This is a genomic window from Pseudomonas fjordensis, assembly GCF_976987115.1.
Genome location: NZ_OZ336860.1, coordinates 4,519,399 through 4,539,621, shown reverse-complemented (window position 1 = coordinate 4,539,621; position 20,223 = coordinate 4,519,399). Strand labels below are relative to the sequence as shown.

General features: G+C 56.7%; 24 protein-coding genes and 2 pseudogenes. 16 read left to right on the top strand and 10 right to left on the bottom strand.

The window, feature by feature from the left end:
* Positions 1-127 precede the first annotated feature (127 nt).
* From ACWHXD_RS20700 to gbdR, 7 genes are all read left to right on the top strand, one after another.
* The gene (locus ACWHXD_RS20700; protein WP_138762956.1) at positions 128-841 is read left to right on the top strand and encodes a FadR/GntR family transcriptional regulator; all 714 of its coding nucleotides are present in this window, start codon (positions 128-130) and stop codon (positions 839-841) included.
* Positions 842-851: 10 nt separating this feature from the next.
* Positions 852-1,547, top strand: coding sequence for a tRNA (adenine(22)-N(1))-methyltransferase (locus tag ACWHXD_RS20695; protein ID WP_138762955.1), 696 nt, complete (start codon positions 852-854; stop codon positions 1,545-1,547).
* Positions 1,548-1,613: 66 nt separating this feature from the next.
* Positions 1,614-2,240 carry a glutathione S-transferase family protein gene (locus tag ACWHXD_RS20690; RefSeq protein WP_138762954.1) on the top strand — a complete coding sequence of 209 codons (627 nt, stop codon included), beginning with the start codon at positions 1,614-1,616 and terminating at the stop codon, positions 2,238-2,240.
* Between the two features lie 37 nt (positions 2,241-2,277).
* On the top strand, positions 2,278-2,418 hold the full coding sequence (locus ACWHXD_RS20685; RefSeq protein ID WP_440462624.1) for a hypothetical protein: 141 nt from the start codon (positions 2,278-2,280) through the stop codon (positions 2,416-2,418).
* Between the two features lie 62 nt (positions 2,419-2,480).
* Positions 2,481-4,211 carry an OPT family oligopeptide transporter gene (locus ACWHXD_RS20680; RefSeq protein WP_138762953.1) on the top strand — a complete coding sequence of 577 codons (1,731 nt, stop codon included), beginning with the start codon at positions 2,481-2,483 and terminating at the stop codon, positions 4,209-4,211.
* Positions 4,212-4,342: 131 nt separating this feature from the next.
* Positions 4,343-5,749, top strand: a complete 1,407-nt coding sequence (locus tag ACWHXD_RS20675) for an amino acid permease (protein WP_138762952.1) — start codon at positions 4,343-4,345, stop codon at positions 5,747-5,749.
* A gap of 22 nt (positions 5,750-5,771) precedes the next feature.
* Entirely contained in the window at positions 5,772-6,857 is a 1,086-nt protein-coding gene (gbdR, locus tag ACWHXD_RS20670) for a choline metabolism transcriptional regulator GbdR (protein WP_138762951.1), read from the top strand.
* Positions 6,858-6,992: 135 nt separating this feature from the next.
* Here gbdR and ACWHXD_RS20665 read toward each other — a convergent pair whose 3' ends face one another.
* Complete coding sequence (locus ACWHXD_RS20665) at positions 6,993-7,373, bottom strand: cupin domain-containing protein (RefSeq protein ID WP_138762950.1); 381 nt, start codon at positions 7,371-7,373, stop codon at positions 6,993-6,995.
* A 185-nt stretch (positions 7,374-7,558) separates the two neighbouring features.
* Between ACWHXD_RS20665 and ACWHXD_RS20660 the strand changes: the two genes are divergently transcribed.
* On the top strand, positions 7,559-8,275 hold the full coding sequence (locus tag ACWHXD_RS20660; protein ID WP_138762949.1) for a class I SAM-dependent methyltransferase: 717 nt from the start codon (positions 7,559-7,561) through the stop codon (positions 8,273-8,275).
* A 25-nt stretch (positions 8,276-8,300) separates the two neighbouring features.
* Here the strand turns inward: ACWHXD_RS20660 and ACWHXD_RS20655 are convergent, their stop codons facing one another.
* The 3 genes from ACWHXD_RS20655 to ACWHXD_RS20645 form a co-directional block, all read right to left on the bottom strand.
* Positions 8,301-8,666, bottom strand: a complete 366-nt coding sequence (locus ACWHXD_RS20655; protein WP_032896097.1) for a hypothetical protein — start codon at positions 8,664-8,666, stop codon at positions 8,301-8,303.
* Between the two features lie 716 nt (positions 8,667-9,382).
* The gene (locus ACWHXD_RS20650; RefSeq protein WP_138762947.1) at positions 9,383-9,625 is read right to left on the bottom strand and encodes a hypothetical protein; all 243 of its coding nucleotides are present in this window, start codon (positions 9,623-9,625) and stop codon (positions 9,383-9,385) included.
* A gap of 32 nt (positions 9,626-9,657) precedes the next feature.
* Positions 9,658-10,200, bottom strand: coding sequence for a GNAT family N-acetyltransferase (locus ACWHXD_RS20645; protein ID WP_138762974.1), 543 nt, complete (start codon positions 10,198-10,200; stop codon positions 9,658-9,660).
* Positions 10,201-10,359: 159 nt separating this feature from the next.
* On the opposite strand from ACWHXD_RS20645, the gene ACWHXD_RS20640 reads away from it, so the two are divergent.
* Complete coding sequence (locus tag ACWHXD_RS20640; protein ID WP_034136025.1) at positions 10,360-10,593, top strand: hypothetical protein; 234 nt, start codon at positions 10,360-10,362, stop codon at positions 10,591-10,593.
* 6 nt (positions 10,594-10,599) lie between these two features.
* Here the strand turns inward: ACWHXD_RS20640 and ACWHXD_RS20635 are convergent, their stop codons facing one another.
* A complete protein-coding gene (locus ACWHXD_RS20635) occupies positions 10,600-11,094 on the bottom strand; it encodes a GNAT family N-acetyltransferase (RefSeq protein WP_122299336.1) in 495 nt (164 codons plus the stop codon).
* Positions 11,095-11,213: 119 nt separating this feature from the next.
* On the opposite strand from ACWHXD_RS20635, the gene ACWHXD_RS20630 reads away from it, so the two are divergent.
* Positions 11,214-11,729: a GNAT family N-acetyltransferase gene (locus ACWHXD_RS20630; protein ID WP_138762946.1), complete on the top strand. Its 516-nt coding sequence runs from the start codon at positions 11,214-11,216 to the stop codon at positions 11,727-11,729.
* Positions 11,730-11,849: 120 nt separating this feature from the next.
* On the opposite strand, the pseudogene ACWHXD_RS20625 reads toward ACWHXD_RS20630, so the two are convergent.
* Positions 11,850-11,942 (bottom strand): annotated as a pseudogene (locus ACWHXD_RS20625) (VOC family protein); the annotation flags it as partial.
* Between the two features lie 307 nt (positions 11,943-12,249).
* On the opposite strand from ACWHXD_RS20625, the gene ACWHXD_RS20620 reads away from it, so the two are divergent.
* The 4 genes and pseudogenes from ACWHXD_RS20620 (at position 12,250) to ACWHXD_RS20605 (ending at position 15,713) form a co-directional block, all read left to right on the top strand.
* Positions 12,250-13,143, top strand: a complete 894-nt coding sequence (locus tag ACWHXD_RS20620; RefSeq protein ID WP_138762945.1) for a hypothetical protein — start codon at positions 12,250-12,252, stop codon at positions 13,141-13,143.
* 68 nt (positions 13,144-13,211) lie between these two features.
* Positions 13,212-13,943, top strand: a pseudogene (locus tag ACWHXD_RS20615) (PAS domain-containing protein); the annotation flags it as partial.
* 45 nt (positions 13,944-13,988) lie between these two features.
* The gene (locus ACWHXD_RS20610) at positions 13,989-14,495 is read left to right on the top strand and encodes a methyl-accepting chemotaxis protein (RefSeq protein ID WP_370706276.1); all 507 of its coding nucleotides are present in this window, start codon (positions 13,989-13,991) and stop codon (positions 14,493-14,495) included.
* Positions 14,496-14,675: 180 nt separating this feature from the next.
* A complete protein-coding gene (locus ACWHXD_RS20605) occupies positions 14,676-15,713 on the top strand; it encodes a GGDEF domain-containing protein (protein ID WP_138762943.1) in 1,038 nt (345 codons plus the stop codon).
* 294 nt (positions 15,714-16,007) lie between these two features.
* Here ACWHXD_RS20605 and ACWHXD_RS20600 read toward each other — a convergent pair whose 3' ends face one another.
* Positions 16,008-16,583 (bottom strand): hypothetical protein, encoded by a 576-nt coding sequence (locus tag ACWHXD_RS20600; protein WP_032896105.1) that lies wholly within the window; start codon positions 16,581-16,583, stop codon positions 16,008-16,010.
* 267 nt (positions 16,584-16,850) lie between these two features.
* Entirely contained in the window at positions 16,851-17,084 is a 234-nt protein-coding gene (locus ACWHXD_RS20595; protein WP_138762942.1) for a DUF6124 family protein, read from the bottom strand.
* 443 nt (positions 17,085-17,527) lie between these two features.
* Between ACWHXD_RS20595 and ACWHXD_RS20590 the strand changes: the two genes are divergently transcribed.
* Positions 17,528-17,974, top strand: a complete 447-nt coding sequence (locus ACWHXD_RS20590; protein WP_032896107.1) for a GNAT family N-acetyltransferase — start codon at positions 17,528-17,530, stop codon at positions 17,972-17,974.
* On the opposite strand, the gene ACWHXD_RS20585 is transcribed toward ACWHXD_RS20590, so the two are convergent.
* Both ACWHXD_RS20585 and ACWHXD_RS20580 read right to left on the bottom strand, forming a co-directional pair.
* A complete protein-coding gene (locus ACWHXD_RS20585) occupies positions 17,947-18,354 on the bottom strand; it encodes a GFA family protein (protein ID WP_138762941.1) in 408 nt (135 codons plus the stop codon). The genes ACWHXD_RS20590 and ACWHXD_RS20585 overlap by 28 nt on opposite strands.
* A gap of 158 nt (positions 18,355-18,512) precedes the next feature.
* Positions 18,513-19,460, bottom strand: a complete 948-nt coding sequence (locus ACWHXD_RS20580) for a LysR family transcriptional regulator (protein WP_138762940.1) — start codon at positions 19,458-19,460, stop codon at positions 18,513-18,515.
* Between the two features lie 237 nt (positions 19,461-19,697).
* Between ACWHXD_RS20580 and ACWHXD_RS20575 the strand changes: the two genes are divergently transcribed.
* Complete coding sequence (locus ACWHXD_RS20575; protein WP_032896108.1) at positions 19,698-20,123, top strand: ester cyclase; 426 nt, start codon at positions 19,698-19,700, stop codon at positions 20,121-20,123.
* The last annotated feature ends 100 nt before the right edge of the window (positions 20,124-20,223 follow it).

The following is a 20,223-nucleotide window of genomic DNA, read 5'->3' as shown; positions in this document are numbered from 1 at the left end:
GAAGACATAGTCCGGTGAGGTGGTACGAGTGTGTTGTCATACAAGTTGAGTGTTTTTCGCCGCCACCCGTCGCCCCGTGCGCTCAGGGTGATAAGCTCCCCCCAGCCCAACCCGTGGACCCGTCTCGATGCCGATTAAAAGCACACCGCCTGTGCGTAAACGTTCCGCCAACCTGGCCCAAGGTGTGGTCGAGGCACTGACCCAGCGCATCCAGCTGGGGCAGCTCAAGCCGGGTGAAAAACTGCCGTCCGAATCCACCATCGTGCTTGAGCATGGGGTGAGCCGTACCGTGGTGCGAGAAGCCTTGTCCAAGCTGCAGGCGTCGGGGCTGGTGGAGACGCGTCACGGCATCGGCACCTTTGTGCTCGAGCAGCACACCCAGCCAGGCCTGCGCTTGCACGTAGACACAGTCGCCAGCGTGCGCAACATGCTCGAATTGCGACTGGGCCTTGAAGTGCAAGCGGTGGCCTTGGCCGCGCTGCGCAGGAGCGAAGTGCAACTGGCCCACATGCGCCAGGCGCTGGACGACTACCAAGCCTCCCTGGCCAACAACGACAGCTGCGTGGAGGAGGACAAGCGCTTTCACCAACTGATCGCCGAGGCCACCGGCAATACGTTTTTCACCGACATCATGCAGCACCTGGGCACGGCGATGATTCCGCGTACCCAGGTGAATGCCGTCGAGCGCGGCGGCGCGGACTTTGCTCAACTGGGGCAGTTGGCGAACCTGGAACACGAGGCCATCTACAACGCTATCAAGCGCCAGGACCCGGACGCCGCACGGGCGGCCATGGTGCTGCACTTGACCAACAGCCGGGATCGATTTTCCGGGCAATCTTAAGGAACCACCGTTGAACGAACACACCTTGTCCCAGCGCCTGGAGCGCGTGGCCGCACATGTGCCGGCCGGTGCCCGCCTGGCCGATATCGGCTCGGACCACGCCTACCTGCCGGTGGCGTTGATGCGCCGTGGCGTTATCACAGCAGCGGTGGCGGGAGAGGTGGCCGCCACGCCGTTTCACGCGGCCAACCGTACCGTTGGCGATAACGGCCTGGAAAAGTGCATCAGCGTGCGCCTAGCCGATGGCCTGGCGGCGATTGAAGCGGGCGATGACATTACCGCCATCAGCCTGTGCGGCATGGGCGGCGAGACCATCCGCGACATCCTCGACAGCGGCAAGGCGCACCTGAACGGCCGCGAGCGCCTGATCCTGCAACCCAACGGCGGCGAGCAGCCGCTGCGCCAATGGTTGATGGACAACGGCTACCAGATCCTCCATGAAGAGTTGCTGCGGGAAAACCGCTTCTACTACGAAATCATCGTCGCCGAACGCACCGAGGCGATGACCTATACCGCCGAGCAGCTGTACTTCGGCCCGCTGCAAATGCAGGCGCGTAGCCCGGAATTCCTGGCGAAGTGGCAACGTATAGTGCGCGAGAAACGCAAGACATTGGCCAGCCTCGAACAAGCGCGGCAGGTGGTGCCCGAGCAGAAGGTGCAGGAGATCGCGCAACAGGTGAAGTGGATCGATCAGTTGCTCGCCTGAGCGACATTCGCGGCACTTCACCGCTACGCTGTAGTCTTCTCTTAAATCCCCCAAGGTGTTGCCTCGATGATCACTGTTCACCACCTCAACAACTCCCGCTCGCAACGTATCCTGTGGGCGCTTGAAGAACTGGGCCTGCCCTACGACATAAAGCGCTACCAGCGCGACGCCAAGACCAACCTGGCGCCGCCTGAACTCAAGGCCATCCACCCGCTGGGTAAGTCCCCGGTGATCGAAGACGGTTCCCGCGTGCTGATCGAATCTGCTGCAATCATCGACTACCTCATCCGCCGCCACGGCAACGGCCAACTGCAACCCGACCCGGCCACCGACGCCTACGATAGCTATGTGCAATGGCTGCATTTTGCTGAAGGCTCGGCCATGTTGCCGTTGATGCTCAACCTCTACGTCGGCCGCCTGGGTGAAGCGGGCGCACCGCTGCATCCGCGGATTGAATCGGAGCTGGCCAATTACCTGGGTTATCTGAACGACGTGCTGGGGCAGACGCTGTATCTGGTGGGCGACGACCTCACCGGTGCGGATATCCAGATGAGCTTTATCGGCGAAATCGCCCAGGCCCAAGGCAAATTACAGGCCTACCCGAACCTGGCCGCGTGGCTGCAAAAGCTCCAGGCACGCCCGGCATACCGCAAGGCGGTGGAGCGGGGCGGGGAATACGCGTTCGCCAAATAGCGGGCCCACCGACACACCGCCCCCTGTAGGAGCGAGCTTGCTCGCGAAAAACGTCAACGATAACGCGGGCTTCCTGGATGAACGCGGCGCCTTTGGGTTTTTCGCGAGCAAGCTCGCTCCTACAAAAGGTGACCAGGGTTCCCCTCTTGCCGGTTTTACAACCCGCTTCGCCAGGTGAACCTTCGAGTCTCCCGGTGCTCACTTAAAAGGTGGCACTGGCTTTTCTCGAAAGGAATCTGCATGCACTCCACCTCCTCAAGCGTCCCCGTAGAGCGCGAACTGAGCCTGCGGGCAGTCATCACCGGGATTGTGCTGGGTATCCTGCTCACCCCTTCCAACGTGTACGCGGGCTTGAAGATCGGCTGGTCGTTCAATATGTCGATCATCGCCTTGCTGATTGGCTATGGCATCTGGCAAGGCCTGGCCCGGCGCTCCGGTGAACACCTGCCGTGGACCCTCCACGAAAGCAATATCAACCAGACCGTGGCCTCGGCCGCAGCGTCGATTATTTCCGGCGGGTTGGTAGCGCCCATCCCGGCGTATACCTTGCTCACCGGCAACCAACTGGCGGCGCTGCCGATGATCGCCTGGGTGTTCTCGGTGAGTTTTCTGGGGATCTGGATCGCCTGGTACCTGCGGCCTTCATTGCTCAATGACAAGGCGCTGAAATTTCCCGAAGGCATGGCCACCCTGGAAACCCTGCTGCACATCTACAACCATGGCCGCGAAGCCGCCACGCGTTTAAAAGTACTGCTCGGCGCGGCATTATTGTCCGGCTTGGTCAAGTGGGTGGATACCTTCATGTGGGCCTTCCCGCGCTGGTCGCCGAACGCCCAGTTGGAGCGCCTGACCTTCACCGCAGACCCTTCGCTGCTGTTGCTGGGGTTTGGCGGCATTATTGGCATTCGCGTAGGCCTGACCCTGCTGCTCGGCGCCTTGCTGGCCTGGGGCGGGCTGGGGCCGTGGCTGTTGGCCAATGGATTGGTGAGCCTGCCCGCCGACAGCAGCGGCCCGCAATTTGCCGCGCTGGTGGAATGGCTGCTGTGGCCGGGAGTAAGCCTTATGGTGTGTTCCACCCTGGCGTCCCTGGCGATTCGCTTGTGGGCGTTGCATCGCTCAACCCGAGCGGCTGGCGGCACGCCCTGGGCGGTTCCCAAGCCTGGGCCTGCCGCCGGTTTTGCCCTGGCGATCGTGCTGGTGGTGAGCCTGCAAGCGCTGTTGTTCGGTATCAACCTCGGGATGGCGCTGCTGACCATTCCCCTGGCGATCTGCCTGGCCGCCGTGGCGGCGCGGGTGGTGGGGGCAACCGGTATTCCGCCGATTGGCGCCATCGGGCAACTGTCCCAGCTGAGCTTTGGCATCGTTGCGCCGGGCCAGGTGCCGATCAACCTGATGAGCGCCAACACCGCCGGCGGTTCGGCGGGGCAATGTACGGACCTGATGAATGACTTCAAGGTGGGCAAGGCGATTGGCGCTACGCCTCATAAGCAGGTCATCGCGCAAATCCTGGGGATTTTCGTCGGCAGTATTGTCGGTGTATTCGCCTACCTGGCGTTGATCCCCGACCCTCAAACCATGCTGCTCACCGAACAATGGCCAGCCCCGGCCGTCGCCACCTGGAAAGCCGTGGCCCAAACCCTGACCCACGGTTTGGATTCACTGTCCCCAAGCATCCGCTGGGCCATCGGCATTGCAAGCTTGTTCGGTGTGCTGCTGGGCATACTCGACAGCACATTACCTACCCATCGCGCCCGCTACCTGCCGAGTGCGGCAGCCTTGGGACTGGCGTTTGTTTTGCCAGCGTCGGTGTCGCTGATGATGGCCCTTGGCGCGATCATGACCTGGGCGGTGAGCTGTCGCTGGCCGAGCGTGACGCAGCGCTTTGCGATCACGGCAGCGGCGGGGCTGATCGCCGGTGAGAGCATTACCGGAGTAGGCGCGTCGTTGTGGCAGATGCTGGGCGTTGGGTGAGGCTACATGCGGCGCTCAATCGGCATCACCCATGTCGATATCAGACTCGATGATGGCGTAACCAGGCTACTTGTGCCTGGCCTCGGGCACTTAAGGTGAGGGTCATTGGCCGCCCGAGAACAACAAAAACAATGACTAGCCTCAACTGCAACGATTCCAACGGTCAGCTGGCGCAGGGCTTCAAGCCGCGCCATGTGACCATGTTGTCCATCGCTGGCATCATCGGCGCGGGGTTGTTTGTCGGCTCCGGTCATGCGATTGCCGCCGCCGGGCCTGCAGTGTTGTTGGCCTATCTGTTCTCCGGCCTGCTGGTGGTACTGGTCATGCGCATGCTGGGGGAAATGGCGGTGGCACGCCCGGACACCGGTTCGTTTTCCACCTACGCCGACCAGGCCATCGGCCCTTGGGCGGGGTTCACCATTGGCTGGTTGTACTGGTGGTTCTGGGTGCTGGTTATTCCCATTGAGGCGTTGGCCGCCGGGCATGTGCTCAACCAGTGGTTCCCTCAGGTGGATGCGTGGCTGTTTGCGTTGATCTCAATCGTTTTGCTGGTGATCACCAATCTGTTCAGCGTGGCCAAATACGGCGAATTCGAATTCTGGTTCGCCATGGCCAAGGTGATTGCCATCGTCGGTTTTATCGGCCTGGGCTTCAGCGTACTCATGGGCTGGATCCCGGATCGCGAAGCCAGCGGCTTGAGCCGCTTGATGGCGGAACACGGCGGCTTTGCCCCCAACGGCTTGTCTGCGGTGGTGGGGGCGTTTATCACCATCATGTTCAGCTTCATCGGCACTGAGGCGGTGACCATCGCCGCAGCCGAATCGAGCAACCCCGCGCAGAACATCGCCAAGGCCACCCGCTCGGTGATCTGGCGCATTGGCGTGTTCTACCTGCTGTCGATCTCCGTCGTGATTTCCGTGGTGCCCTGGAACGACCCACTGTTGGCCTCTGTGGGTTCCTATCAGCGCGCACTGGAAATTATGAACATCCCCAACGCCAAATTCATGGTCGATGTGGTGGTGTTGATTGCGGTGGCCAGTTGCATGAACTCTTCAATCTACATTTCCTCGCGCATGTTGTTCTCCCTCGGCAAGCGCGGTGATGCGCCAGCGGCGCTTAAAATCACCTCGAAGGCGGGCGTGCCCCGGGCGGCGGTGATCGCCAGCACCATCATCGGTGCGGGAGTTACGTTGCTGAGCTACTTCATGCCTGCCGGGTTGTTCCAGTTCCTGCTCGCCAGCTCCGGGGCGATTGCGTTGTTGGTGTACCTGGTCATCGCTATCTCGCAACTGCGCATGCGTCGGTTGCTGGTGCGGCAAAAGGTTGAGCTGACCTTTCGCATGTGGCTGTTTCCGTGGCTGACTTACCTGGTAATCGTGTTCATCTGCCTGGCCCTGGGGGTGATGATGGTGACGCCCGAGCACCGCACCGAAGTGTCCTCGACCATTGGCCTAGCGTTGGTGATTTCCTTTATCGGCCTGGTCACGGCGCGTCAGCACAACCGGGCACCCAAGCCGGTGGCGCTGGAACATTCCTGATCACGCCTGTGGGGTAGCGGTGATGGAAACCGAGGCACCTGTTTGCCAGACCATCGGCTTTTTGCTGTTGGACCAGTTCACCCTGATATCGCTGTCGTGTGCGGTCGAGCCGCTGCGCATGGCCAATCAATTGGCGGGCGAAGAACTCTACCGTTGGCAAACACTCAGCCTGGACGGCCAGCCGGTGTGGGCCAGCGATGGCGTGTCGGTGACCCCGGATGCGTGCGCGCAGGACCAGCGCGGCTTCGATGCGGTGATCGTGTGCGGCGGCGTGGGCATTCAACAGGCTATCAGCCCTGCGCTCATCGCCTGGTTACGCAGCCAGGCGCGCTTGTACTGCAAACGCCTCGGCGCGGTGTGCACCGGCAGTTGGGCACTGGCCCAGGCGGGGTTGCTCGATGGCTTCCAGTGCAGCGTGCATTGGGAGCTGATGGCGTCGATGCAGGAGGCGTTTACCCGCGTCAAAGTCAGCTCCAGCGTATTCACGCTCGATGGCAACCGCTTTACCAGCTCTGGCGGCACTGCGCCGCTGGACATGATGCTGCACCTGATCGGCCGCGATCACGGGCACACGCTGTCGGCGGCGATTTCCCAGATGTTCGTGTACGAGCGCATTCGCAACGAGCGCGACCACCAACGCGTGCCGCTCAAACACCTGCTCGGCACGCAACAGCCCAAGCTGCAAGAAGTGGTCGCCCTGATGGAAGCCAACCTGGAAGAACCCATCGACCTCGACGAACTGGCCGCCTACGTGCACGTGTCCCGACGCCAGTTGGAGCGCATGTTCCAGAAGCACCTGTACTGCACGCCATCGCGCTATTACCTCAAACTGCGCCTGACCCGTGCTCGCCAGTTGCTGATGCAGACGCCCATTTCGATTGTCGAGCTGGCGGTGATTTGCGGCTTTGTGTCCACGCCGCATTTTTCCAAGTGCTATCGGGATTTCTTCGGCGTCGCGCCCAGCGATGAGCGTTCGGACATGCGCCTGCATCCGCCGCCTGCGTTACGGCCAGAGGGGCAATCCCGGGCCCCGCAACAGCCCAGGAATGCACTGGAGCAGGCGCGTGATGAGCCGACGTTTGCCACGGTGCAGATTCAGAGGCGATAGGGCTTGCCCGCTTGCCCCCTGTAGGAGCGAGCTTGCTCGCGAAAAATTCACAGGCGCCGCGTTCATTCAGGCAGCACGCGTTATCGTTGCCGTTTTTCGCGAGCAAGCTCGCTCCTACAGGGTTCAGCGGCATACTCAAATCCACTGGTCATTCAACGCGGTACGCTCACCGCCTTCATGCCCGGTATTCAGAATGCCCCGTGGCTCAATCATCATCAGCTTGGCCTCTCCCTCGGCCGCCGTCCTGTGCTCAATGCCACGCGGCACCACATACAACTCACCCGGCTTCACATACACCGGGCCGTCCGGCAGGTCGATGCGCAGCGTGCCTTCGAGCACCAGGAAGGCTTCATCGGTTTCCGGGTGCGAGTGCCAAATGAATTCGCCCTCGATGCGCACCACCTTGAACTGGTAGTCGTTCATTTCGGCGACCACTCTTGGGCTCCATTGCTGGTCGATGAGCGAGGCTTTTTGCGCGAGGTTTATCGGTTGTGCGGGTTGCTGTACGTGAGTCATGCTGAGCCTTCCTGTCGGTGAGAAGGCCAGACTATCTGGGCCGACGGGCCAGAGGCTTGTACGATCCTGCAACCTCTCCACTCGTACGCCCCCGCATTCCCCACGGGAATGCAGCACATAAAATTAATGCATTTTTCTTACTGCCACGGTTAACGTAATTTGCGTCAAGGCCACGGAGAATCGCCTTGAACTCATCCTCACCCAACCCTGCTGACAAATTCGATACCTCAAGAGCCAACGAATACGCGCGACAAAGTCGTATCGCGCTGGCGGGCTATGACGCGTGCCAGGATCTGGCAGCTTGCATGCTCGCGGCGAGCCTTGGCGATGCCCCTTCGGCCAAGGTACTTGTGGTCGGCGCCGGCGGTACGGCGCAGGAGATCATCGCCATGGCCAGCCTTGAACCGGGCTGGCGTTTTATGGCGGTTGATCCCTCCCAGCCGATGCTCGACGCGGCAAGGCAGCAGTTGGAAGCCAACCACTTGCTTGATAGAACCACCCTGCATCTCGGGCAGCTCGAAGACCTGGCAGCAGACGCTTCATACGACGCCGCCACCTTGATCGGTGTGCTCCACCATCTGGAGGGCGACGGCGCCAAGGATCGGATGCTGAGATCGATTCGGGCGCACCTGAAACCTGGGGCACCGCTGATCGTCGCGGGCAATCACTATGCGTATGCCAGCCAGCCGTTGCTGCTGGCGGCATGGGGCCAACGCTGGCGTCAGCATGGCGCCACCCCGGACGAAGTGACGGCCAAGCTCGGCAAAATCCTTCAAGGCGCTGACCCTCCACATTCCGAGGCCGCAGTGCAGAAGCTGTTGCACGACGCTGGCTTCGGCGACGCGACCCGTTTCTTCAGCAGCCTGTTCTGGGGGGCTTGGCTGACGTGTAAGGTGCAATAGCGAAGTCAGCAACCCGTGGCACGATTCAGATCGCCCGGAGAGTAGCCAGCCGCCGACGCCAATCGCCGGCATGCCGAAGGTGGCATTCCTCTTCGGAGTCGAAACTGACGCAGCGGGCGATGTTCGGGACGTGCACGTCAACGTCATCCAGCGCGGCGGTAGTCAGCTCGCGCATACGGGCGTCCGCCCCGGTCGCGAGGGCGTGAGCCTTGCTCGCGACGCTGTCGAACACCCAGATCACCCGCAGGCTTTGGGGGAAGGCGCGGTAGTCGACGGTGTGCGTCAGCCATTCGAAGCCCGGGATTTCAGCTTTTGCGATCTCGCAGGCGTCGGTCAGGGCTGCGATGAGATGGCGTTCGATACGGGCGTGGTCGCGTGAGGCAGGTGGCATAAAGGAGTCCTGGGAGTGGGTTGGGGCGCTGATCAGAGCATAGCTATCTACACAACTTCGGCACGACGCTAAATCTGTGGCGAGGGAGCTTGCTCCCGTGACGGCCTGACAGTCGGCGCATATCCATCTGACGCTCCGAAATTCAAATGTGTGTGTGGCTTGCCTGCGATGGGGGCCTGCCAGCCGACACCAATCTACCTGACACTCAGCGATCCAACTGTGGGAGCTGGCTTGCCTGCGATGGCGGCCTGCCAGCCGACGCCAATCTACCTGACACCCCGCAATCAAACTGTGGGAGCGGGCTTGCTCGCGAAGGCGGCCTTCTTATAGGCGACACAGCTATACCGAGTACATATCCATTCCTGCGGTAACGGCCACTTAGGGTTCCGCCCTGACGGCGGCTCACTTTGCAAAAGCGGCAAAGTAAGCAAAACGCTCTTGCCCCACCACTCGGCACCTCGCCTAGGCTCGGTGTGCCCGAACACAGTCTTGAATCCGTGGGCCGCCGCCACGCGCCATCCATGGCGCGGGGCGGCTAACCCGGCGTCCTGCCGGGTTACCCACGAATTCAAGCCTGCGTTCGGCCAGCGTGGTTTAACGGGGCGCCTGAGATCAAGATCAAAAGCAGATCAAGATCAACAGCGGCTCGCTTCGCATCGTGGTTACCGTTGAGCGCTACAGAGTTGTGTAGATACCTATGCTGATCAGAGCGGGCGCTATTGAAGCGAGGGACGCAAGCGTTGCCACTCATTCCAGCAATCCTCGGCAACGATATCCGGGTAACCCCGCTCTTGTTCCATCGCCAGCGCAGTGGAGAAGGTTACCGCAATGCAAGTGGCCTGGTCGCGGATATCGCACACTTCGACTTCGCAGAGTGGGGCGCCATTTTTCGATTCGGCGGCTGTCAGCACGGCTGCCAGGGAGGGTACGAAAACCAGGCAGAGGGGGTCGGTAGGCATCAGCTTTTTCCCGAGTGCGGTGGATGGCGCGCTTATTCTCCAGGGTTGATCAATGATCTCAACGTATGGTCCTCCCAAACGCCAGCAATCTTCAGATAGGCCCGCGCATGTCCCTCCTTCTCAAACCCCAGCGATTCCAGGAGACGTTCACTGCGCACATTGTGAGGTAAATGATTGGCCATGATCCGATGAAGACCCAACTGCTCAAAGCAGTGACGGTTAGTGACCTGAAGTGTTCTTTTCATCAGGCCACGGCCTTGGGCAGATTCCGCTAACGAGAAGCCAAGATGACAGGCCTGAAAAACGCCTCTCACAATGTTCGTGTAGTTACAACGCGCTAGAACCTCTCCGCTCTCGGGTTCAAGCAAGAGGAAACACAGAGCGTTGCCAGCCTGCATATTGTTGACCTGCTGCTCCACCCTGGCCTTGGCGCTGCCAATGCTGAAATACTCCTCATCCCTGAGCGGCTCCCAGGGTTGCAGATGCCTGCGATTGACCCGCTCGTAACGGCTGACCCTCTCGAAATCGTCGCCCCGCAATGGCCGAAGGCAGTAGCCCTCAACGCAATACTCCATAAACCCCTCCAGATTTACCAATGGCCCATCTGCCTGCGTAGCCGCAAAGAATAGCGCCGCTGCGCGTAAAGCGACCCCTTTCAAGGCAAACAGGTCTACCATGCCAGCCCCGGCAGTGGTTTCACTCGCTCCCGAACTTCATTTTTCAAGGTAGCGATAATGTCCATCGACCAGATCTCCCTCCCCAAAGGCGTCGGCCCCCACGCCGCCAAGCTGCTTGACGCTATTACTGGCGCCTCCACCCATGAAGAACTCAACCGAGCCGGCGGTAAAGCCGAGGGTTTTGTGCTGGGTTTGGAGTCTACCAAGGCGATCAAAAGCCAAATCGCAGAGTCGTTGTATGTGGCGTATGACGACGCGGCGAGCAATCGGGCTGGTGAACTGAAGGGCTAGTACCAGTCAGCCCATGGTTCCGGAATGAGCGCCAATCGCCGGAATAGGCTGGCGAACATAATAATTGTCGAAGTCACTGCTTTCGATGAACTGGAAGCCATGGCGGGTATAAAAGCGATTCGAAGCGCTTTCTTTGAGAGCCCCTACTTTGATAGGCAGCGCAGCCGCATCCGCCTCTTTGAAAATCTGAGAGAGAACAGCAGACCCTACCCCTGACCCTTGCGCGCTCGGCCTGACATACAAGTGGTCGAGCAAGAGTTCATGGTGGTGACGTTTCACCACTACGAAACCCACCCGCTCTCCAGCTGCCTCGATATAGCGTGTGTCGCGAGCTTCAAAGCCGCCAACAAACCGCTCCCGCGCACGGGCTGGATCAAATCGCCCAACACGCTCCAGGCTTTCGCGCATGGCCTCAATTCGAATGGCTACCAGATTATCCAAGTCGCTTTGTTGAGCAGGGACCAAAATGATGGGGGAGTTTTGATTGGGTGCGACGGGCATATTGGGTGCTCCAACTACCATCCTGGGGGCTCAGTATAGAGAGCCTGATACTGATGAAGCGACCCGCATTATATGTTCACGGCATACATGGAGTAACGGACCCTAGGAAGGAAAGTGCAATGCCAGTGGATACCCACCCAATCCGTATTCTCTCGCAACGCCTGAGCATCGAGCCCTTCTGCGAGCAGGACGCTGTTGAGTCTTTCGCTTGTATCACACCGTCTTTGACTCGCTACATGTCCTGGGAACCGCCTGCCTCACTGGAAGAGTACGCGCAAGTCTGGGGGCAGTGGCTGCCTGCGATAGCGGATGGCAGCGACATCGTGTTCACAGTCAGGGAGCGGGTAGGTGCTCGTTTTATCGGCTTGGTCGGGCTGCATCATACCGGCAGTGAAACGCCGGAGTTGGGGATCTGGATCCGTGAAGATAAACACGGGCTGGGCTTTGGTGGTGAAGCGGTGCGGGCGGTTGTTCAATGGGCTAGCCAGTGGGTGGCAGCCAAGCACTTCATTTACCCTGTTGCGACGCAGAACCGTGCGAGTCGACGTATTGCTGAAGCTCTGGGGGGAGTCGTCATCGAAAGGCGGACGGCGGAAAAATATGATTCGGTTGTGTATCAGATACCGGGGGGTTAGCTCTGGGCATCGGGTTTGCGATTGCTGGCCTGCACGAACGGCAGAAATCGGCCATTAGCGGACGTTGAACTACGTCCGCTGAACCCCAAACCTGAATATCGGCTTGGCTCAGATTCAAATTCAGATTGAGCAAATCCGCCTCTCACCCAACCGCTCTACCAACCTGATGAGATAACCGTCGGGATCCTGGACGATGAATTCGCGCTGGCCCACTCCAAGATGGGTTAGATGCACCAACTATAGTTCGGTGCCACGAGGGGATCGTGGCGAGCATCATGATGCAAGGGCGGGAATTATAGTGACGCGTTGATGGCTGCTATTGGTCGAAGAGATTCTTGCACGCAGCTCACCTTTAGGCCGGTGGGCATCGATCAGACACGCTCGGGTGAGCTGCGATCGAAGCGCGTCAGGTCATAAAACATTTTTGGGGTGAACCTGCCAGCGGTTCGAATACGCATATACTGTGCGTATTGCGAATGGTAGCAGTTTGATATTGCCGGCTAAAGGTTGTGTAACTTCGATGAACAAGACTGATCTGCTTGAGTATTTGAAAGAGACCAGTTCGGAAATGACCCGAGACAATATAGATGAAGCTGTTCTGCTGCATTTCGATTTGGTCATGGAAAGCTATCGAGAAAAGCCTTCGTTTTATAAAAATTTGTTGAAATATGACCGATTCATGGTTGCCCTGTCTTTATTGAGCTTCAGCTACAAAGACGAGAAAGTTCCTTTGTCCAGAGTAAAGGCATTCTGCTACGAACGTGGCTATATGTCTCGAAATAGCCTGGATTCTTATTGTTCATTTTTGTCCATTGCCGGATATCTGGATGTTCGGTTACATGTGCAGGACGGGCGTCAACGTAGTTTCCGACCTACGGAAAAAGCGCTAAGCAATACCGTGCAGCTAATTAAATCTTATTTGCTGCCTTCGCAGATGATCTCTCCATACGACAGTGGGTTATCGGTTGTGGGGAAGAATGTTGATCTATTGCGCGTATTTTTTCGAGGGTTTGCCAAGATACTTGAAGGGGACTTCCTGCTCGACAAGCTGTTGCCTGAAGCGAAATGGATTCTCAATCGGGACGGCGGTCATCTGCCGATGCTCGCACTCTATGCCGATGCCCTGCGCACCGGCTCGTTAGAGACCGGCTACAACGTATCCTCTTACGTGGAGCTTTCATCGCGTCTGGGCGTGTCCAAAACACACATGCAGCGCATGATCAAAGAAGGCCAGTTACAGGGCTATTTCAAATGCGACAAACGTTTGGTGGGGTTGAGTCCGGCCTTTCTCGAATTGATGCGGCGGGCCATGTCAATCTACTTTGCAATTGCCCGTGTCAGCATGGAGTTGGGAGTTGATAAGAGCGAAGTAGGAAACGAGCCTGGCGGTATTCGCTGTGTGTGTGAGCGTTAGCGCGAGTTCGCTTGTTATTCTGGGGAGCGATTTAATCACTAAGCAATGTCCTTTTTGTTGTAATTTTTATGCCGGAGTTTAGCGTGTTTAATCGCCAGTTGAAGAATGCTCTTTTTACCTGCCAAGAGCAATTGTGCCTGGCGCTCGGGACAGTCGCTGACGTCGAAGCGGTGTTTCTTTCAGTACGTGTCGATGGAGCTGGTCGGATTATCTCGGCCAACCAGCAGTTTGCGCAAACGCTGGGATACTCGCTGGAACAGCTTTCAAAAATGGTAATGAGTGACATCAACGCGCAACCGCAGAATGATTTTGCACCCAACCTGTGCGCCATCGAACGGCAACGCTATCGTGCCTCCGACGGCCGTGCTGTGACACTCAATATAGGCTGGATCGCTGCAGCGAACCGGACGTTTCAAGGCTACGGCATGGTTGCACCTCCGCTGGCGCGGGACGAACAGGAGGTTATCGAAATGTTCAGCGCACTGAACCGCTCGATGGCGATGATCCAGTTCAGTCTCGCGGGTGAGGTCGTCTACGCCAACGAATCGTTCGTCCAGGCGATGGGTTACAGCCTTGCGGAGATACAGGGCAAGCATCACCGTCTGTTCTGCCTGGCGGAGGACGTGGCGTCGGCGCATTACGACGAATTCTGGAAGAGTCTGAACAAGGGCGTGTTTAACGCTGGTCGCTTTCGCCGGGTAGATAAAAGCGGAAAAGTGGTTTGGCTGGAGGCCACTTACAATCCCATCAGAGACGCTTCCGGTCGGGTTTATAAAATTGCCAAATTCGCCAGCGTAGTGACCGAGCAAGTTGAAAAAGCCGACGGAATCAAACAAGCAGCGACCATGGCTTACGACGTGTCGCTAGATACCGATGTGAAAGCTAACCGAGGGATGGAACTGGTCGCCGACTCCGTGCTCGGCACACAGAATATTTCCCAACAGATGGCCTTGGTGACCGACAGCATGACCGCGCTTGAATCGCAGTCGCAGTTGATCGCTTCCATCGTCGACACGATCGGCGCCATTGCCACCCAGACAAATCTCTTGGCGCTTAACGCCGCTATCGAAGCTGCACGCGCTGGAGTGCATGGACGAGGATTCGCTGTCGTGGCGGATGAAGTGCGCAAGCTCGCCGGCCGTACCAGTGCGGCCACCCAGGAGATTAACGGTGTGGTCAGGCAAAATCGAGAATTGGCCGGCGAAGCCGCGTTGCATGTCCAGTGCAGCAGAGACCAAGCCAACGTTTTATTGGAACTGTCCGAACAGGCAGGTATGGCGATGGCAGCTATCCAGTCAGGCGCAAAGCAAGTAGTGAAAGCCATTGGTAGAGTCACCAGCGATCTGCATTGAACGCTTTATCTGCGTCGCGGTAACGCCTCCTCCTTTGGTGAAAGCAATATGGAAGTTTTTGCGTACGGTTTTTCCGATTGATAACAGGAATTTGGATGCCAAAGCACACTTAATTCATTGATTAGGTATTGCCCAGACGTTGACATCACATTCAGGCCGTTTCGGAAAAGGAGTTTAGGGATGCCGGCGAATTTCAAAATCAGACCAAGAATGCGAACACTGCTGTCACCAGCGGTAACCAAGATTGAAATGGCGGGAATTGTTTCCTGGCTTTGTGTGTTGCTGATTGAGCCTGCGACAACGTTAAATCTGTTAAATATGTTGGTTACAGCATCGTTGTTGATTATATGGTACGTTCATCGCGTAGTTGCTGATTTTCGCATATGGAGAATACTCGGCGGCGTGTATATATTGATTTTATCACTCGGCTTTGCGCATGTGATTGACACCAATGTGCAGCTGCGCGTCTTTACGCTGCCCCTAGCTGTGATCATCGTGGTAAGCAGTGCTATCTTATTCGTCACGGTTCAGGACTATCTTCTCTCTACATTGCTGGTCTGGATACTGATGTGGCCCAATTTGGACGTTGGCTTTTACCGGGAACTGGAAGTTTATCTGGTCATTTTTTGCGTTGCTTCCATGTCCATAGGGTTTACTCTCAGCTTTACCTATCTAAGAAACATGCGCTCAGTGTTGTTGGTCGAAAGTGAATTCAGGACATTGGCGGAGACGGATTTTCTCACATCCTTACTTAATCGACGGGCCTTTATGGGGTTCTTCCAAAATGCATTGGCAGAAGGCCGCAGCGGCTACTTTATAATGTTGGACATTGACGAATTTAAATTAAAAAACGATCAGTACGGTCACGATGTCGGTGACAAGATTTTGTGTGCCATGGCCGCGTGCCTGAAATCCACCCCTGGCAGCCACAGTGTCGGGCGGATTGGAGGTGAGGAATTCGGTGTCTTGTTGTTGGGCGAAGATGATGCGGTTGCTCATGAGTACGCATTGCGCCTGCTGGGCAACATCCGTTGCAGTGTATTGCCTCCGCATCAGTTCACTTGCAGCGCGGGCGTCGCGCAGTTCCGAGCGACATCGGACATGTCCGCAGTGCTCAAATGCGCCGACAGCAATATGTATAAAGCGAAGCATGATGGTAAGGATCGGGTGTTTCAGGATGGAAGGCAGGTCAAACCGCTACGTCCTGTAACTACGTAATTAAGGTTTGACTGGAGGACGTCTGTGAAAATCGTTTTCGAAGAAATCGAATCTCCCCCTTGCTGCTTGCTTACTCTGGGCACCTTCACTTTAATGTTCCAGAACCGCTCAGAGGCTGAAAGCTTTCTCAAGCTCCTGATGGGGGCGCAGACATCGTTTAGCCCCAATCGCTGAACGTCTGCTTCGGCCGATTGCTGCCCTTCGTGGAGGGCAGGTTAGCGTCGGATGCTCTCCTTTGCCTCGTAGCATTCGATCACCGCCCAACTCAGTTTGTGACGGTGATCGTCGCAATCGTTATTCCTTCTCCAGCTCTGCAATACCTCTCACCGGATAGATCACTTCATGGGTGTCCAGATTTCGAATCTCGGATTCGATAGTAATGGTCGAGACCTGACGCCCCGGGGGCCCATTGATGTCGTCGCGGGTGGTGAAGTCCACGACATATCGCTGGCCTGCGCGGAATTCCACATCGCGAGCAACGAAGCCGCACTTGGCGCCACCGGTACCCAAGGCATTCATCGATACCCAACACCAGCTCAAGGAGTGTTTGCCTGGGGTCAAGCGCAGTGCCTGCTTGCCGGAAACGTCAAGGATTGAGCGCCGCCCGGAACCCTCTAGTAGTTGGTCGTCCACATGCGTGGCCAGCAGCAATCGATGGAATTTTACTCCCAATCCGCGAAAACGGGTGGTGGCGAAATACACCACTGGCGCATTGGCCGCGTTATTGGACAGGTCATATGGCGTCATCAACTCCGGTGCCCAATCGCCTTGGTAATCCTTGTAGTGGTAGTTGGAACAAGCGGTTGTGAGACCGGCAATCAGCAGAACAGCTGGGAGTTTGAGATACGACAGAAATGACGACGAGCGCATTATTCTTCCTTGTTTAACGAGTTGGTTAGGATACCGCATCGCGAAGCCAGCTAGTACTTGAGCGGATTAGCAAACTCATCGCCCATCAGTTTCGAGCCAGCGAAAGTACAAGCGCACTTTTAAAGCAGTCGTCGCTCTCGTCATCGCAGAGGGCTTTGTGCTGAGGCTGAATCCACCAAAGCCATCAAGCGCCAAATCGTCGAGTCGTTGTATGTGGCTTACAACGACGCGACGAGTCATCGGTTTAATGAGTCGAAGAGCTGATCATCAGCCAGCTCGGGGCGCTTCGCGGTCCAGGAGCCTAGCGGTGAGGAGTACGCCCAGCTCACTCAGTTGGTGGATGGCCAGGGCGATGTCGCGGTGTTTGCCGTTGAGGTCTTCGGACAGGTCGAGCAGCAGGGTGCTGACGCTGGTGAAGGTTTCGTAGCTGTTGGTGATGAGGGTTTCGTTGCTGGCGTTGGGGGCGACGGTGAAGAGGGTGGTTGAATCTGCTTTTAACATGAGTAGACATCCTGAGTGATGCCAGCACCTCGCTGCTACTAAACAGTGGGTGGCAGCTGTACGCAGGTTAGTAGACCGGTGGATATCTAAAGCCGGCGCGCCCGAAGACGCCCTACGCACAGCCACCATCGAGCACAGACGCACTGTCTGATTGGTGACGCTCATGCACTTATAGATACCCAAATTCAGGCTACTAAACCCGAATCACTGAACAATTCAGCGACTGAGCCACCTTAGAGACGGCCACCTCAGCGCACAAGCCGGCGGATTCTGACGCAGGCGTAGGCAATGGAGCAAGGTGCGGCAGGGGAATCGGATTTTGCCTTCAGGCACTGCGTGATCGTTTGGGGTTTTCGTGAGCAAGCTCGCTCCTACAGGAGTGTTCATCACCTCAAACGAGATTGTTAGCATTGAACGCGTTTCATATTGGAGGCAGGGATGGAATGAAACGATATGAGGTTCAACCAATCACATACCTTCCGCGCCAGATACAGGCGCTGGAAAAGGAAGCCGTTGGGGAGGGTTTCAGGTTTCTCACTCGTCTGATTAACGAATGGCACTCTGGAGCAAACCGCTTTGATGCACCCGGCGAGTGTCTGATGGCGGCCTATTTGAATCAGCAACTGATCGGCATTGGCGGTCTTTCAGTTGATCCCTATGCTGACAATAATGTGGCCAGACTGCGGCGGGTGTATGTCGCAGCTTCCTCAAGGGGGCAACACGTCGGGCAGGCGCTGGTAAAGGCGCTTGTTGAACGTGCCGCTCTCAGGTTTCAGGTCGTGCGTCTTTTCACGGATACGGCTCAAGGAAGCGCCTTTTATGAGCGCTGTGGCTTCAAGCGAACAGATGATGCCCAGGCGACTCATATCATGCAGCTTGGCGGTTTCTGAGGCGGGTAGCTGCACCAGTGGACTGCGGAGTCGAGATGAACGTGTTTTTGCTTTTCAGCTATGAAGGGCGTATCGAGCGTGCCCAGCGCTATCGACACCCAGTCGGCGAATTCCCCTTGAGACCGCGACCAGAACAATGCCGAGCCGCAGTGCGTGCAAAATTCGCGCAACACCGCCTCTGAGGATGCATAGGTTTTGATGCTGTTGGCACCGGAAAGTAGGCGTAATGCGTTACGGGGAACACTGCCGTAAGAAGCGAATGCGGCCCCGTGACTCTTGCGGCACTGGCGGCAATGGCAATGGCTCACTGATTTGGGCGTGGCGGATAGCTCGTAAGTGACGGCTGCGCATAAGCAGCTTCCTAGGTACACCTCTTTCATACGCTTTCCAGTCATGCGAAAAGCGTTAGCCTAACCGTCCCACGCTAGCCAGTCGACTGACAACTTCTGGTCGAAAGCAATCACCGCTCTCGTTACCCGGTTATTGGCTTTAAGGGCAAACTGAATATTCAACTGTTTTCAACAGGCTCGGCGGATTGTTAGCTAGTGCTCTCCCGTTTGTGCGCGCGGTGCATGACTTCTCTTAGTGCATCCAATAGAGCCGATGCAGCAGGTGATAATGTAGCGTCTCTTAATCGTGAAACACCGATTTGCTCAAGAATAAGAGGTTCGAAAGCGGGGAGGCGAACTAGCTCATTACTGTGCGCGGGGTCAGAAATAATTGATTGAGGTAATATGCCAAGAAGATCGGTTTGTTTTAATAACCAAAGTATATTGAAGAATGAGGCTGTTTCTATCGTTGCATGGGGTGGTTCAATTCCCTTTTGATGAAAGACACTATCGAACTGCTTGCGTAAAGTCGTTTCTATTGGCGGCAGAATCCATGCTTGGCGCGCGAGCTCTTCCAGTTTAACCCCAGGTTGCTGAGCAAGAGCGTGGTCGCGGCGCGCAACGATGATGGCGTTTTCGCTGAAGAGCGCCTCCTGAGTAACAACGACGCTTGAGCTGACATCAGAAAGTCTTCCAATCAAGAAGTCCAACTCGCCTGAGATAAGCCGAGGTACCAGTTCTGCGCTCACACCCTCGACAATTTTGATGCGGATGCTTGGTCGGCTTGCCTGGAGTCGCGCGATGGCGGCAGGCACAAGATAACTTGACCCCGTTAACACGCTTCCTATGGCAACACGCCCGGCATGCCCTTTTCCCAGCGCGTCGATCGCTTGGGATACATGATCCAGCTGGGCAAGGATCATCCGGCTGCGCTGCACAAAGTCCCGGCCAAGCTCTGTAGGTGTGACCCCCCTGCGATTGCGAGTGTAGAGCTGAGCCTCTACCGCCTCCTCCAGATCTTGTAGCAGTTTGCTCGCTGTAGGTTGTGAGAGGTGCAGCGAGCGTGCGGCGTGCAAAATGCTGCCATATTCAAACAATGCAATCGCCAAGCGGAAGTGCCTCACTGTCGCCCACTTTTCCAACCGTTCCAGACTCATGTGGTATTCCTATCGCCGATATCACATGCACTATATTATAGATTTACGAATATCAGAACCTCTTTTAGACTGTGCTTGACCGCTGGGTTGTTCCCATTAAACACATGTGAAGTGTGCGAGAGAGTTCTGTCCGTATTGATGGGTTTTCACAGGGTATGACTTCTTTTAAGTGGGGCAGTCTTTTATAAGATGGTTGTAATGGTTGCATATTATCAATGCAAGAGGAGTAAGTTGCGTATGAACTTAAAAAATCTAGAGACGGTAAAAAATTATTTTAAGCACTGTGTGGATGGTAAGGATGTTGAGCGGGTTTCTGAGTATTTCGATGTCGATGTAGTCGTGCATCGACCGGACTGCGATGCCCCGATAGGCGGGTTGGAAAATTTCAAGCGAGCCTTGAGCGCAAATGTAGTTGAGCGATATGAGACAATTAAAACTTCCTTCAGTAAGGAAGTTGTTACAGATGACGTTGTTGTCGTTGCGTTGACACACTGTGCAACGGGCTCCAATACATGGCACGGTTTTAACGTAGAAGGCAAGAGCTTGACGTGGACGGCCTTGACATATTTTCGGTTCAACAAGGAGGGTAAGGTGATCGAGGAGATCGTTGAACGGAACGAACTGTTTATGGCAAAACAACTTGGAATCATCAGCTACGGGTAACAATCAGGTAATTCTCACCAAGGCTCTCTAAAAGCCAACTCGCCGAGGCGTTATACGTGGTTTATGACGACGCGGCGAGTTATCGAAATATTGAATGAAG

What these genes read in the sequence shown, in the direction of transcription:
- ACWHXD_RS20635 (WP_122299336.1), bottom strand. Translation starts at nt 11,094, where the DNA reads ATGCCCGTCGCACCCAATCAAAACTCCCCCATCATTTTGGTCCCTGCT.
- gbdR (WP_138762951.1), top strand. Translation starts at nt 5,772, where the DNA reads ATGGAAACCGAGGCACCTGTTTGCCAGACCATCGGCTTTTTGCTGTTG.
- ACWHXD_RS20610 (WP_370706276.1), top strand. Translation starts at nt 13,989, where the DNA reads ATGGCTTACGACGTGTCGCTAGATACCGATGTGAAAGCTAACCGAGGG.
- ACWHXD_RS20630 (WP_138762946.1), top strand. Translation starts at nt 11,214, where the DNA reads ATGCCAGTGGATACCCACCCAATCCGTATTCTCTCGCAACGCCTGAGC.
- ACWHXD_RS20575 (WP_032896108.1), top strand. Translation starts at nt 19,698, where the DNA reads ATGAACTTAAAAAATCTAGAGACGGTAAAAAATTATTTTAAGCACTGT.
- ACWHXD_RS20595 (WP_138762942.1), bottom strand. Translation starts at nt 17,084, where the DNA reads ATGTTAAAAGCAGATTCAACCACCCTCTTCACCGTCGCCCCCAACGCC.
- ACWHXD_RS20700 (WP_138762956.1), top strand. Translation starts at nt 128, where the DNA reads ATGCCGATTAAAAGCACACCGCCTGTGCGTAAACGTTCCGCCAACCTG.
- ACWHXD_RS20580 (WP_138762940.1), bottom strand. Translation starts at nt 19,460, where the DNA reads ATGAGTCTGGAACGGTTGGAAAAGTGGGCGACAGTGAGGCACTTCCGC.
- ACWHXD_RS20680 (WP_138762953.1), top strand. Translation starts at nt 2,481, where the DNA reads ATGCACTCCACCTCCTCAAGCGTCCCCGTAGAGCGCGAACTGAGCCTG.
- ACWHXD_RS20690 (WP_138762954.1), top strand. Translation starts at nt 1,614, where the DNA reads ATGATCACTGTTCACCACCTCAACAACTCCCGCTCGCAACGTATCCTG.
- ACWHXD_RS20620 (WP_138762945.1), top strand. Translation starts at nt 12,250, where the DNA reads ATGAACAAGACTGATCTGCTTGAGTATTTGAAAGAGACCAGTTCGGAA.
- ACWHXD_RS20605 (WP_138762943.1), top strand. Translation starts at nt 14,676, where the DNA reads ATGCCGGCGAATTTCAAAATCAGACCAAGAATGCGAACACTGCTGTCA.
- ACWHXD_RS20665 (WP_138762950.1), bottom strand. Translation starts at nt 7,373, where the DNA reads ATGACTCACGTACAGCAACCCGCACAACCGATAAACCTCGCGCAAAAA.
- ACWHXD_RS20650 (WP_138762947.1), bottom strand. Translation starts at nt 9,625, where the DNA reads ATGCCTACCGACCCCCTCTGCCTGGTTTTCGTACCCTCCCTGGCAGCC.
- ACWHXD_RS20655 (WP_032896097.1), bottom strand. Translation starts at nt 8,666, where the DNA reads ATGCCACCTGCCTCACGCGACCACGCCCGTATCGAACGCCATCTCATC.
- ACWHXD_RS20645 (WP_138762974.1), bottom strand. Translation starts at nt 10,200, where the DNA reads ATGGAGTATTGCGTTGAGGGCTACTGCCTTCGGCCATTGCGGGGCGAC.
- ACWHXD_RS20600 (WP_032896105.1), bottom strand. Translation starts at nt 16,583, where the DNA reads ATGCGCTCGTCGTCATTTCTGTCGTATCTCAAACTCCCAGCTGTTCTG.
- ACWHXD_RS20675 (WP_138762952.1), top strand. Translation starts at nt 4,343, where the DNA reads ATGACTAGCCTCAACTGCAACGATTCCAACGGTCAGCTGGCGCAGGGC.
- ACWHXD_RS20640 (WP_034136025.1), top strand. Translation starts at nt 10,360, where the DNA reads ATGTCCATCGACCAGATCTCCCTCCCCAAAGGCGTCGGCCCCCACGCC.
- ACWHXD_RS20590 (WP_032896107.1), top strand. Translation starts at nt 17,528, where the DNA reads ATGAAACGATATGAGGTTCAACCAATCACATACCTTCCGCGCCAGATA.
- ACWHXD_RS20585 (WP_138762941.1), bottom strand. Translation starts at nt 18,354, where the DNA reads ATGAAAGAGGTGTACCTAGGAAGCTGCTTATGCGCAGCCGTCACTTAC.